General features: G+C 75.2%; 9 protein-coding genes and 1 riboswitch. Of the genes, 6 read left to right on the top strand and 3 right to left on the bottom strand.

Annotated features, from left to right (window positions below; all coding sequences use genetic code 11):
• Positions 1-54: 54 nt before the first annotated feature.
• Positions 55-1,689 carry a TerD family protein gene (locus tag AB0K34_RS28395; RefSeq protein WP_138639528.1) on the bottom strand — a complete coding sequence of 545 codons (1,635 nt, stop codon included), beginning with the start codon at positions 1,687-1,689 and terminating at the stop codon, positions 55-57.
• Positions 1,690-1,694: 5 nt separating this feature from the next.
• Positions 1,695-2,264, bottom strand: a complete 570-nt coding sequence (locus AB0K34_RS28390) for a TerD family protein (protein WP_138639529.1) — start codon at positions 2,262-2,264, stop codon at positions 1,695-1,697.
• 205 nt (positions 2,265-2,469) lie between these two features.
• Here AB0K34_RS28390 and AB0K34_RS28385 point away from each other — a divergent pair, with 205 nt between their 5' ends.
• The 6 genes from AB0K34_RS28385 to AB0K34_RS28360 all read left to right on the top strand — a co-directional run bounded on the left by AB0K34_RS28385 (position 2,470) and on the right by AB0K34_RS28360 (position 9,053).
• Complete coding sequence (locus AB0K34_RS28385) at positions 2,470-3,720, top strand: PHB depolymerase family esterase (RefSeq protein ID WP_240808286.1); 1,251 nt, start codon at positions 2,470-2,472, stop codon at positions 3,718-3,720.
• Between the two features lie 55 nt (positions 3,721-3,775).
• Positions 3,776-3,921: riboswitch (cobalamin riboswitch) on the top strand.
• A gap of 36 nt (positions 3,922-3,957) precedes the next feature.
• Positions 3,958-4,143, top strand: coding sequence for a CbtB-domain containing protein (locus AB0K34_RS28380; protein ID WP_138639530.1), 186 nt, complete (start codon positions 3,958-3,960; stop codon positions 4,141-4,143).
• An 8-nt stretch (positions 4,144-4,151) separates the two neighbouring features.
• On the top strand, positions 4,152-4,904 hold the full coding sequence (locus AB0K34_RS28375; protein WP_138639531.1) for a CbtA family protein: 753 nt from the start codon (positions 4,152-4,154) through the stop codon (positions 4,902-4,904).
• Between the two features lie 213 nt (positions 4,905-5,117).
• Positions 5,118-7,109: a VWA domain-containing protein gene (locus tag AB0K34_RS28370; RefSeq protein ID WP_301176080.1), complete on the top strand. Its 1,992-nt coding sequence runs from the start codon at positions 5,118-5,120 to the stop codon at positions 7,107-7,109.
• A gap of 1 nt (position 7,110) precedes the next feature.
• Complete coding sequence (cobO, locus tag AB0K34_RS28365; RefSeq protein ID WP_301176081.1) at positions 7,111-7,713, top strand: cob(I)yrinic acid a,c-diamide adenosyltransferase; 603 nt, start codon at positions 7,111-7,113, stop codon at positions 7,711-7,713.
• On the top strand, positions 7,710-9,053 hold the full coding sequence (locus AB0K34_RS28360; protein ID WP_301176082.1) for a cobyrinate a,c-diamide synthase: 1,344 nt from the start codon (positions 7,710-7,712) through the stop codon (positions 9,051-9,053). The genes cobO and AB0K34_RS28360 overlap by 4 nt, the downstream gene beginning before the upstream one ends.
• Here AB0K34_RS28360 and cobN read toward each other — a convergent pair.
• Positions 9,008-12,634 (bottom strand): cobaltochelatase subunit CobN, encoded by a 3,627-nt coding sequence (gene cobN, locus AB0K34_RS28355; protein WP_364551981.1) that lies wholly within the window; start codon positions 12,632-12,634, stop codon positions 9,008-9,010. The two genes, AB0K34_RS28360 and cobN, sit on opposite strands and share 46 nt — an antisense overlap.
• Positions 12,635-12,637 lie beyond the last annotated feature (3 nt).

Below are 12,637 nucleotides of genomic sequence, written 5' to 3'. Positions count from 1 at the left end.
AGCGCCGAAGCCCTACCCCCGGGGTAGCGGGGGCGTCACCGCCGGGGGCGCGTGTCAGTCGTAGGACGCGAGGGCGCGGGCGTGCATGCCGAGGACGTGCGTGAACAGGGCGGGGGCCTGCGCGCCGGCGGCGTCGGGGAGGACGTCGGGGGTGAGCGTCCAGTCCGTGCCGACCCACGAGTCGGCGATGGCGTCCGCGCTGGACGGGAGGTTGTTGCACGCCTGCCGGAGCCGGACGGCGCGCACGGACTCGGCGGCCGGGGTGTCGGTCTCCACCAGCAGCACCGGGACGCCGGCCGAGGGGCCGTCCTCCACCAGGCGCAGCAGCCCGTGCGCGTCGTCGCCGTCGAGCGCGGCGCCGGCGTCGAGGATCACCACCAGCCGGATCGGCGGGCCGCCGCCGGGCAGGTCGTCGCCGCCGCCGATGCGGCGCAGGTCGACCAGGTCCAGCAGGCGGCGGACGCGTTCGGCCGCGCCGGTGCCGACGGCCACGCCGCCGCCGAGGAGCCGGGCGGACGTGGCCGGGTCGAAGCCCTGCAGCCAGCCCGCGCCCGACAGGCCCGGCGCGTCGACGACGTCCAGCCCGACGAGCCCCGGCGGGGCCGCGGCGAGGAACCGGGTCGCCAGCGACCAGGCGTAGGCGGTGGAGTCGCCCGGCATGGTGCCCTGGGAGATCCACACGGCGCGCCGCCACGGCAGCCGCAGGACGAGCGGGATCCGCAGGTCCGGCAGCTCGGCGGTGGACAGCCGGCCGAGCAGCACGCCGCCGGCCAGGTCGGTGCGGGGCCGCCAGGTCAGCCAGGACGGCGCGTCGAACGGCGCGACCTCCGCCTCGACGTGCGGCTCCACCCGGGCCAGCTCGTCGCGGAGCTGGGCGGCGTCGGCGCGCAGCCGCTGGTCGGCGGTGGCCATCAGCTCGTCGAAGCGGCCGCGGGGCCGCCGCCCGGCGATCTCCTCGTTGCGGACGGTCAGCGCGTGCTCGGTCGCGGCGCGGAACGCGGCCAGCGAGCGGCTCGCGTCCTCCCAGACGAGCCAGCAGCGTTCGAGGTAGTCGACCTCCGAATCGGGCGGCGGCGCCGGAGGCGGTACCGGCGGCGGTACCGGCGGCGGTGCGGCCGCTGACGGCGGCCGCACGGGCTGCGGCTGGACGGGCGGCGGCTGCGGGGCTTGTACCGACTGTGCCTCTGCGGGCGGCGGGGGCCCCGGGTCGTCCACCTCTATGCCGTGCGCGGCGACCAGTTCGGCGAGGCCGCCGGCGTAGCCCTGGCCCACCGCGCGCACCTTCCATCCGCCGGCGCGGCGGTAGACCTCCAGGCCGATGATCGCCTGCTCGGGGCCGAGGCCGGGGACGGTGAACGCGGCGACCGCGGCGCCGTCGGCGGTCAGCAGCACCCGCGGGGGCTCCGCCCCGAACGACGTGCCCCCGGCGAGGCTGACCGCGATGAGCACCGCGGCGACCTCGGCGGGGACCGCGTCGAGGTCGAGGTCGACGCGCTGGCCGCCGGCGTCCGACCAGCGGACGCCCGGCGCCTGCGGGGCGTTGAAGAACACCAGGTCGGCGTCCGAGCGGACGCGCAGGTCGGGGCCGACGAGCAGGGCGCTGACGTCGACGGGCACGGCGCTGGAGACCGTCGCGGTCACCCGCCGGGCGGTCAGTGCCGCGTTGGCGCCGCGGGCGAGTTCGGTCATCGGCGTCAGGCGTGGGCCGCGATCGCCGGGAGCATGTCCTGGAACGTGCGGCCGTGGCAGGGCTCGCCGATCGCGTTCATCTTCCAGGCGCCGCCGTGCCGGTAGATGCGGGCCATGACCATCGCGGTGTGGGCGCCGCCGCCGGTCAGCGTGTACCGGGCGAGCTCGCCGCCGTCCATCTCGTTGACGAGCCGGCAGAACGCGTTCTCCACCTCGTTGAACGTCTGGCCGTTGAACGAGCTGACCGTGAACACCAGCGAGGTGACGTGCACCGGGAGGCGGTTCAGGTCGACGATGACCGACTCGTCGTCGCCGTCGCCCGCCCCGGTCAGGTTGTCGCCGGTGTGCCGGACGGAGCCGTCGTCGCTGACGAGCTTGCCGAAGTAGACGACGTCCGCGAGGTTCTGGTCGGCGAACAGGACGCAGGACGCGTCGAGGTCGATGTCCCGCTCACGGGAGCCGAAGAACCCCTTCTTCTTCACCGCATCCCAGCCCAGGCCCATCCGGACCATGCTGAGCGCGCCGCCGGGCTTCTCCAGCGAGATCCGCTGGCCCTTCACCATCGACACCGTCACAGCCGTCGCCTCCTCGCCGTCCTGTGCCGCGCTGACCCGAGAGTGCGCCGGCCCGGACGCAAAGCCTTCCAGTCCGCCCGCCGTGTTGTCACCTCGTTCCCGGTTCCGCCCGTGAAACCGGTGGAAGGTCGCTTGTCCATTCCGCGCGCGCCGCCGCATAGTGACGTTCCACCTGCGAATTGTGATCGGGAAAAGGGTGGTTCTGGTGCGGGTCTTACTGCTGCGGGTCTTAGGCGTGCTGATGGGCGTGTTGGTCGCGGCGGCGGCGGTGCTCGTGGGGCCGCCGGCCTCGGCGGCGGCCTTGACGGAGGTCACCAGTTTCGGGACGAACCCGACCGGGTTGCGAATGCACGTGTACATCCCCGACCGCGTCCAGGAGAAGCCTCCCGTCCTGCTGGCGATCCACTGGTGCACCGGGTCGGGGCCGGCGATGTACTCGGGCACGGAGTTCGCGCGGCTGGCCGACCAGTACGGGTTCGTCGTCGTCTACCCGTCCGCGACGCGCAGCGGAAGCTGCTTCGACGTGTCGTCGGCGCAGGCGCTGCGGCGCGACGGCGGGAGCGACCCGGTCGGGATCATGTCGATGGTCCGGTACGCGCTCCAGCGGTACGGCGGGGACGCGTCGCGCGTGTTCGTCACCGGGGTGTCGTCCGGCGCGATGATGACGAACGTGATGCTGGCGAACTACCCGGACGTGTTCGCCGCGGGCGCGGCGTTCGCGGGGGTGCCCGACGGCTGCTTCGCCACCGCCGACGGCTCCGGCTGGAACAGCGCGTGCGCCAACGGGACGGTCCTCAAGACGCCGCAGGAATGGGGCGACATCGCCCGCTCCGCCTACCCCGGCTACTCCGGGACCCGGCCGCGGGTGCAGCTGTGGCACGGCACCGCCGACGACACGCTGCGCTACCCCAACTTCGGCGAGGAGATCGACCAGTGGACGAACGTCCACGGCCTGTCGACGACGCCGACCTCGACCGACCAGCCGCAGCAGGGCTGGACCCGCACCCGCTACGGAGACAAGGTCGAGGCGTACTCCCTGCAGGGCGTCGGCCACAACCTGTTGGCGTCCGGCATGGCGCAGCGGGCGATCCAGTTCTTCGGCCTCGACCAGGGCGGCACCACCGAGCCGCCCGGGGACGGCGACTGCGCCGTCTCCTACGCGGTGAACGCGTGGAACACCGGGCTCGTGGCGAGCATCACCATCACCAACACCGGGTCCGCGGCGATCAACGGCTGGACGCTCGGCTTCACGCTCCCCGCCGGGCAGACGATCACCTCCGGGTGGGGCGCCGCCTACCGGCCGACGAGCGGCGCGGTGACCGCGACGAACGTGTCCTACAACGCCGCGATCCCCGCCGGAGGATCCGTCGGGATCGGCTTCCAGGCCACCCACACCGGCGGCACCGGCGCGCCGTCCGCGTTCACGCTCAACGGCGCCGCCTGCGCCGCCTCCTGACGGTTCGCGCCCGTGCGGGGCGGCCCGCCCCCGCTCCGCACGGGCCGGACACCGGGCTGTTGACAGCGGTCCGGGCGGCCCGTACGGTTCGCTTGATTCACGGTTGCCCGAGGGAAATCCGGTGAGATGCCGGTGCGGACGCGCCACTGTATCCGGGACGACGATCCCGGGAGCCAGGTCGCTCGGGTGGCCGCGACCTCATTGTCCGGGACGCGCTAGATCCCTCATGGAGGCTCCGTGAGCACGCTCAGTGCCCGCACCATCCCCCTTCCCCGAATCGCTCCGTGGCTGCTCGCGGTGCCCGTGCTGCTGCTGATCGGCTACCTCGTCCTGATGGACAACGGCGCCGTGTCGCAGGCGGGCGGCTACCTGCACGAGTTGATGCACGACGGCCGGCACCTGCTCGCCGTGCCCTGCCACTAGGCCGCCGCATGGTACGCACCCTGCTGGTCAGGGGCCTTCTTCTGGGCCTGCTGGCCGGCCTCGTCGCGGGCGTCTTCGCCTTCGCGGCCGGTGAGCCGCGCATCGACGAGGCGATCGCACTGGAGAACGCCGCCGCCGCCCACGAGCATGTTCACGAGCACAGTGGACAGGGGCACGGTGGACAGGGGCACGCTCACGAGGAAGAGGTGAGCCGCGGCACGCAGAAGGCCGGGCTGTTCCTCGCCACCGGCCTGTACGGGGTCGCCGTCGGCGGCGTGTTCGCGCTCGTCTACGCGGGGCTGCGCGGGCGGGTCGGTCCGGAGTCGGACGGTGGGCTCGCGCTCGCCGCCGCCGGGACCGGCTTCGCCGCCGTCATCCTCGTCCCGTTCCTGAAGTATCCGGCGAACCCGCCCGCGGTGGGCGATCCCGAGACCATCAACGGCCGCACCCTGCTGTACCTGGCGATGATCGGCGTCGGGCTGCTCGCGACCGCGATCGCGGTGACCACGGCGCGGCGCGTGCCCGGCGGGCCGTGGGCGCGGTGGCCGGCGGCCGTGCTCGCCTTCGTCGTCCCGGTGGCCGTCGCGTCGCTGCTGCTGCCGGGGGTGGACGAGGTGCCCGACGGGTTCCCCGCCACGCTGCTGTGGGAGTTCCGCATCACCTCGCTCGGGACGCAGCTGGTGTTCTGGGCGTCGTTCGGCGCGCTGTTCGGGTGGGCCTGCGACCGGGCCGCCCGTCGTCCCGCCCCGGTACCTGCTTGAACGGGGCGCCTGCTTGAACCGGGCGCCTGTTTGAACGGGGTGCCTGCCTGAATGGGGTGCCCGCCCCACGGGGGCTGTTCGTCCGGCACGTGGCGTCGGCGGCCTGGGTGCCGCCGGTGTCGGCCGCTTCGAGCTCGCGCCCCTGTCCACCACGCGGCTCGCCGCTGCTCCGAGCAGTCGGCGGGTCGTCCACGTCAACCGGAAGGTGGTTCCTTGACCGCCCTGTATCCGTTCAGCGCCGTCGTCGGCCTGGACGACCTGAAGCTGGCGCTGCTCCTCAACGCCGTCTCGCCGCGCGTCGGCGGGGTGCTGGTGCGGGGTGAGAAGGGCACCGCGAAGTCGACGATCGTGCGGGCGCTCGCGGCCCAGCTGCCCGCCGTGGACGTCGTCGCGGGCTGCCGCTTCGCGTGCGACCCGGCGGCGCCGGACCCGTCCTGCCCGGACGGCCCGCACGAGCCGGGCGGCCCGGCGGAGCGGCGGCCGTCCGCGCTGGTGGAGCTGCCGGTCGGCGCGTCCGAGGACCGGCTCGCCGGGTCGCTGGACGTGGAGCGGGCGCTGACCGAGGGCGTGAAGGCGTTCGAGCCGGGACTGCTCGCGGCGGCGCACCGGGGCGTCCTGTACGTCGACGAGGTGAACCTGCTGCACGACCACCTGGTGGACCTGCTCCTGGACGCCGCCGCGCTCGGCACCTGCTATGTGGAGCGCGAGTCGCTGTCGGTCCGGCACGCGGCCCGGTTCCTGCTGGTCGGGACGATGAATCCCGAGGAGGGCGAGCTGCGGCCGCAGCTCCTCGACCGGTTCGGGCTGACGGTGGAGGTGGCCGCGTCGCGGGAGCCGCGCGAGCGTGCGGAGGTCGTCCGGCGGCGGCTGGCGTTCGACGCTGCCCCGGAGGCGTTCGCGGCGCGGTGGGCCGGCGCCGAGTCCGATCTCGCCGCGCGGATCGCGGAGGCCCGCGCGCGGCTCGGCGGCGTCCGGCTGCCGGACGAGCGGCTGGAGCAGATCGCGGCCGTGTGCGCGGGATTCGAGGTGGACGGGCTGCGCGCCGACATCGTCACGGCGAACGCCGCGATGGCGCACGCGGCCTGGCGGGGCCGGAGCGAGGTGTCGGAGGAGGACGTCCGCGCCGCCGCCCGGCTGTCGCTGCCGCACCGGCGCCGCCGCGACCCGTTCGACGCGCCCGGCCTGGACGAGTCGCTGCTCGACGACCTTCTGGACCGCTCCTCCCCCGACGAGCCGCCCCCGCCCGGCGGCGGCCCGAAGGACGACGGCCCGCAGGATGAGGGCCCGCAGGACGACGGGCCGCGGGAGGACGGGCCGCAGGATGACGGGCCCCGGGATGACGGGCCGAGAGGTGACGGGACGCCCGGTGAGACCAGCTCGCCGGGGGATGACACCTCCACTGGCGGCGGGGGTGAGCGGGTCGTGGCGGCGGAGGCGCCGCATGCGGTGCCTCGGCTGGAGGTGCCCGGGGTCGGTGACGGTGCCGCCGGGCGGCGGTCGCGGGCGCGGACGGCGCGGGGACGGGTCACCGGGGCGCGGCGTCCGGCCGACCGGGTCCGCGATCCGCACCTGGTGGCGACGCTGCTGGCCGCCGCCCCCCACCAGCGGGAACGGGGCCGGTCCGGCTCGGGGCTCGTGCTGCGGCGGGGGGATCTGCGGGAGGCCGTGCGGGAGGGGCGCGAGGGCAACCTCGTGCTGTTCGTCGTGGACGCGAGCGGCTCGATGGCGGCGCGGCGCCGGATGACGGCGGTGAAGACGGCGGTGCTGAGCCTGCTGCTGGACGCCTACCAGCGCCGCGACAAGGTCGGGCTGATCACGTTCCGGGGCCGGACGGCGGAGGTGGTGCTGCCGCCGACGTCGTCGGTGGAGGCGGGGGCGGCGCGGCTGCGGGCGCTGCCGACCGGCGGCCGGACGCCGCTGGCGGCGGGGCTGGTCCGGGCCGCCGAGGTGCTGCGGGCGGAGCGGCTGCGCGATCCGGCGCGGCGCCCGCTGGTCGTGGTCGTCACCGACGGCCGCGCCACCGCGGGCGGCGACGTGGACCGGGCGGCCGGGCTGCTCGCCGGGACGGCGGGGATCGTCGTGGACTGCGAGGACGGCCCGGTCCGGCTCGGCCTCGCGGGCCGGCTCGCCGTGCGGATGGACGCGCGGCTCGTCCCGCTGCGGGAACTCGATGGAATCGTGCGCGAGCACAGGAAGGCGGCCTGAGATGCCCCAGGGGAAGCCCGTGTCCGTCCCCGACGACGGACTCACCACCCGGCAGCGCCGCAACCGGCCGCTGCTGATCGTCCACACCGGGCCGGGGAAGGGGAAGTCGACGGCGGCGTTCGGGATGGCGCTGCGGGCGTGGAACCAGGGCTGGCCGGTCGGGGTGTTCCAGTTCGTGAAGTCGGCGAAGTGGCGCATCGGGGAGGAGCGCGCGCTGCGGGTGCTCGGCGACAGCGGCGAGGGCGGGCCGGTCGCGTGGCACAAGATGGGCGAGGGCTGGTCGTGGATCCAGCGGCCCGGCAGCGAGGAGGACCACGCGGCCGACGCGCGGGAGGGCTGGGCGCAGATCAAGCGGGACCTCGCCGCGGAGACGTACCGTTTCTATGTGCTCGACGAATTCACCTACCCGCTCAAGTGGGGCTGGCTGGACGTGGACGACGTGGTGGAGACGCTCACCGCCCGGCCGGGCGTCCAGCATGTCGTCGTCACCGGGCGGGACGCGCCGGACGCGCTGGTCGGGGCCGCCGACCTGGTGACGGAGATGGGGAAGGTCCGGCATCCGATGGACGCCGGGCAGAAGGGGCAGCGGGGCATCGAGTGGTGATCCCGCGGCTGGTGGTCGCGGCGCCGTCGTCGGGGAGCGGGAAGACGACGGTCGCGACGGGGCTCATGGCGGCGCTGCGGGCGCGGGGGCTCGCGGTGTCGCCGCACAAGGTGGGGCCCGACTACATCGACCCCGGCTACCACGCGCTGGCGGCGGGGCGGCCGGGCCGCAACCTCGATCCGTGGCTGGTGGGCGAGGAGCGGGTGGCGCCGCTGTTCCGGCACGGCGCGGCCGGCTGCGACGTGGCCGTGGTCGAGGGGGTCATGGGCCTGTTCGACGGGCGCGGCGACACGGGGTTCGCGTCCACGGCGCATGTCGCGGAGCTGCTCGCGGCGCCGGTGGTGCTGGTCGTGGACGCGGCGCGGCAGAGCCGGTCGGTGGCGGCGCTGGTGCACGGCTTCGCGACGTTCGAGCCGGGGGTGCGGGTCGCCGGCGTCGTCCTCAACCGGGTCGGGTCGGACCGGCACGAGGAGCTGTGCCGGGGCGCGCTGGAGTCGGCGGGCGTGCCGGTGCTCGGCGCGATCCGGCGGGACGACGCCGTCGTGAACCCGTCCCGGCATCTCGGGCTGATCCCGGCGGCGGAGCGCGGGGCGGCGGCGGTGCGGGCGGTGGAGCGGCTCGGCGCGCTGGTCGAGCGGTCGTGCGATGTGGAGGCGCTGGTGCGGCTCGCGGGCACCGCTCCCCCGCTGCCGGGGCCGGTGTGGGACCCGGCCGTGGAGGTCGAGCCGGTGGCGGGGCGTCCGGTGGTGGCGGTGGCGGGCGGGCCGGCGTTCACCTTCTCTTATGGGGAGCATGTGGAGCTGCTGCGGGCGGCGGGCGCGGACGTGGCGGTGTTCGACCCGCTGCGGGACGCGGCGCTGCCGGACGGGACGGCCGCGCTCGTCATCGGCGGCGGGTTCCCCGAGGTGCACGCCGCGGAGCTGGCCGCCAACGCGCCGATGCTGGCGTCCGTGGCGGCGTTCGGCGGACCGGTCGCCGCCGAATGCGCGGGGCTCCTCTATCTCTGCGAGGAACTCGACGGTCAGGCGATGTGCGGGCTCGTGCCGGGGCGGGCGCGGATGACGCCGCGGCTCACGCTCGGCTACCGGGAGGCAGTCGCCGTCGGGTCCTCGCTGCTGACCCGTCCTGGCGAGCGGTTCCACGGCCACGAGTTCCACCGGACGGTCCTGACCGGCGGCGGCGAGCCGCTGTTCCGCTGGCGGGACGGCGGCGGGACCGGCGCGGACGGCTTCGGCGGCGACCGGATCACCGCGTCCTACCTGCACCTGCACTGGGCCGGGTGCCCGGAGGCGGCTCAGCGGCTCGTGTCGTCCTCCAGGTCGCCCTCGGTCTTGAGGTAGACCTCCTGGAGGCCCTGGAGGACCTCCGGGTCGGGGTGCTCCCACATGCCGCGCTCGGCCGCCTCCAGCAGCCGCTCGGCGATGCCGTGCAGCGCCCACGGGTTCGACTTCTCCATGAACTCGCGGTTCTCGTCGTCGAGGACGTAGGCGGCGGTGAGCCGGTCGTACATCCAGTCGGCCATGACGCCGGTGGTGGCGTCGTAGCCGAACAGGTAGTCGACGGTCGCGGCCAGCTCGAACGCGCCCTTGTAGCCGTGGCGGCGCATCGCGGCGAGCCACTGCGGGTTCACGACGCGGGCCCGGAAGACGCGGGCGGTCTCCTCCGAGAGGGTGCGGGTGCGGACGGCGTCAGGGCGGGTGCTGTCGCCGACGTAGGCTTCCGGCGCCTTCCCGGTCAGCGCCCGGACCGTGGCGATCATGCCGCCGTGGTACTGGAAGTAGTCGTCGGAGTCGGCGATGTCGTGCTCGCGGGTGTCGACGTTCTTGGCGGCGACCGCGATACGGCGGTAGGCGCTCTCCATGTCGTCGCGGGCGGGCACGCCGTCGAGGTCGCGGCCGTAGGCGTGGCCGCCCCACACCGCGTACACCTCGGCGAGGTCGGCGTCGTCGCGCCAGTTGCGGCTGTCGATGAGCGGCAGCAGCCCCGCCCCGTACGCGCCGGGCGGCGACCCGAAGATGCGGCGGGCGGCGCGCCGCTCGTCGCCGTGCTCCTCCCGGTCGGCCCGGACGTGGGCGCGGACGTGGTTGGCGGAGTCGGGCTCGTCGAGGCCCGCGACGAGCCGGACGGCGTCGTCCAGCATGGCGACGACGTGCGGGAACGCGTCCCGGAAGAAGCCGCTGATGCGGACGGTCACGTCGATGCGGGGCCGTCCCAGCTCGGCGAGGGGGATCGGCTCCAGGGCGGTGACGCGGCGGGACGCCTCGTCCCAGGCGGGGCGGACGCCGAGCAGCGCGAGCACCTCGGCGACGTCGTCCCCGGCGGTGCGCATCGCGCTCGTCCCCCACACCGACAGGCCGACGGAGCGGGGCCATTCGCCGTGGTCGGCGCGGTAGCGGTCCAGGAGGGAGTCGGCCATCGCCTGCCCGGTCTCCCAGGCGAGGCGGCTCGGGACGGCGCGCGGGTCCACCGAGTAGAAGTTGCGGCCGGTCGGCAGGACGTTGACGAGGCCGCGCAGCGGCGACCCGCTCGGCCCGGCCGGGATGTAGCCGCCGTCCAGCGCGTGCAGGACGTGGTCGAGCTCGTCGGACGTGCGGGCCAGCCGGGGGACGATCTCGGCGGCGGCGAACTCCAGCACGCGGGCCACGAGTTCGCGGCGCTCCTCGGGGATCTGCCGGGCGGCTTCGGCGACCGCGTCCACGGCCCAGCCGGCGTCCTCCATGGCCTGGACGAGGCCGCGGGCGGCGGTCTCGGCGGCGTCGACGGCGGTGAGGGCCTCGGTGCCGTCCTCGGTCAGGCCGAGCGCCTCGCGCAGGCCGGGCAGCGTCTCCCGTCCCGACCACATCTGCCGGGCGCGCAGCATCGCCAGCACCAGGTCGACGCGGGCCGCGCCCCGCGGGGCCTGCCCGAGGACGTGGAGGCCGTCGCGGATCTGCGCGTCCTTCACCTCGCACAGCCAGCCGTCCACGTGCAGGAGGAAGTCGTCGAACTCGGTGTCGTGCGGGCGGTCGTCCAGGCCGAGGTCGTGGTCGAGCTTCGCGGCCTGGATCAGCGTCCAGATCTGGGCGCGGATCGCGGGCAGCTTCGCCGGGTCCATCGCGGCGATCGTCGCGTGCTCGTCCAGCAGCTGTTCGAGGCGGGCGATGTCGCCGTAGGTCTCGGCGCGGGCCATCGGCGGGACCAGGTGGTCGACGAGGACGGCGTGCGCGCGGCGCTTGGCCTGCGTCCCCTCCCCCGGGTCGTTGACGAGGAACGGGTAGATCAGCGGGACGTCGCCGAGCGCGGCGTCGGTGCCGCACGACGCCGACATGCCCGCCGCCTTGCCCGGCAGCCATTCCAGGTTGCCGTGCTTGCCGACGTGGACGATCGCGTGCGCGCCGAACTCGTCCGACAGCCACCGGTAGGCGGCCAGGTAGTGGTGGCTGGGCGGCAGGTCGGGGTCGTGGTAGATCGCGATGGGGTTCTGCCCGAAGCCGCGCGGCGGCTGCACCATGACGACGACGTTCCCGGCGCGGAGCGCGGCGAGGACGATGTCGCCGTCCTGGACGAACAGCTGCCCGGGCGGCGGCCCCCAGTGCAGCTCCATCTCGCCGCGCAGCTCCTCGGGGAGCGTCCGGTACCAGCGCTCGTAGGACGCGGCGGAGATGCGGACCGGGTTGCCCGCGAGCTGCTCCTCGGTGAGCCAGTCCTCGTCCTGGCCGCCGGCGGCGATGAGCGCGTGGATCAGCGCGTCGCCGTCCAGGTCGCCGGCGGAGCCGTCCGCGGAGTCGCCGACGCCGGGGAAGCCCTCGCCGAGGTCGTGGCCCGCGTCGCGGAGGCGGGCCAGCAGCCGGACGGTGCTCGCCGGGGTGTCGAGCCCGACGGCGTTCCCGACGCGCGAGTGCTTGGTCGGGTACGCCGACAGCATCACGGCGACGCGGCGCTCGGGGGGCGGGGTGTGCCGCAGGCGGCCGTGCCGGACGGCGATCCCGGCGACGCGCGCGGCCCGCTCCGGGTCGGCCCGGTAGACGGTGAGGCCGTCCTCGTCGATCTCCTTGAACGAGAACGGGACGGTGATGATGCGGCCGTCGAACTCGGGGATCGCGACCTGCGACGCGGCGTCCAGCGGGGACAGCCCGTCGTCGCTCGCCTCCCAGTCGGCGCGGCTCGTGGTGAGGCACAGGCCCTGCAGGATCGGGACGTCGAGCGCGGCGAGGGCGCCGACGTCCCACGCCTCGTCGTCGCCGCCGGCCCCGGCGGTCGCGGGCTTGGACCCGCCCGCCGCGAGGACGGTCACGACCAGCACGTCCGCCCGGCGGAGGGTGTCGAGCAGCTCGGGTTCGGCGGTGCGCAGGGACGAGCAGAAGACGGGCATGGCCTGCCCGCCCGCGTCCTCGACGGCCGCGCACAGCGCCTCGGCGAACGCGGTGTTCCCGGCCATGTGGTGGGCGCGGTAGTAGAGCACGCCGACGACGGGGCCCTCGGTGGTGCGGGGCTCGCGTTCGAGCCGTCCCCACGTCGGCGTGGCGGCCGCGGGCGCGAACCCGCGCCCGGTCAGCAGCAGGGTGTCGGTGAGGAACGCGTGCAGCTCGGCGAGGTTGGCGGGCCCGCCGTGCGCGAGGTAGGCGTGGGCTTCGGCGCACACGCCGCCGGCGACCCCGCCGCTGAGCCGGGACAGCTCCATCAGCTCGGCGTCGGGGGCCTGCTCGCCGCCGAGGACGACGACCGGGCGGGGGCCGGCGAGCAGCGCGTCGAGCCCGTCCTCCCAGGCGCGCCGGCCGCCGAGCAGCCGGACCACGACGAGGTCGGCGCCCTCGGTCAGGCCGGGCAGGTCGGCGGCGGTGAGCCGGGCGGGATTGCCGAGGCGGTAGTCGGCGCCGGACGCGCGGGCGCTCAGCAGATCGGTGTCGGACGTCGACAGCAGCAGCACGGTGCCAGCGGACACGGC

Origin of the sequence: Actinomadura sp. NPDC049382 (genome assembly GCF_040677125.1) — a bacterium.
Lineage (GTDB): Bacteria > Actinomycetota > Actinomycetes > Streptosporangiales > Streptosporangiaceae > Spirillospora > Spirillospora geliboluensis.
Note: the sequence above shows the minus strand (reverse complement) of the source record. Positions and strands in the feature narration are given on the sequence as shown.

Coding starts and splice junctions, on each gene's coding strand:
- AB0K34_RS28395 (WP_138639528.1), bottom strand. CDS start 1,689: ATGACCGAACTCGCCCGCGGCGCCAACGCGGCACTGACCGCCCGGCGG.
- AB0K34_RS28375 (WP_138639531.1), top strand. CDS start 4,152: ATGGTACGCACCCTGCTGGTCAGGGGCCTTCTTCTGGGCCTGCTGGCC.
- cobO (WP_301176081.1), top strand. CDS start 7,111: ATGCCCCAGGGGAAGCCCGTGTCCGTCCCCGACGACGGACTCACCACC.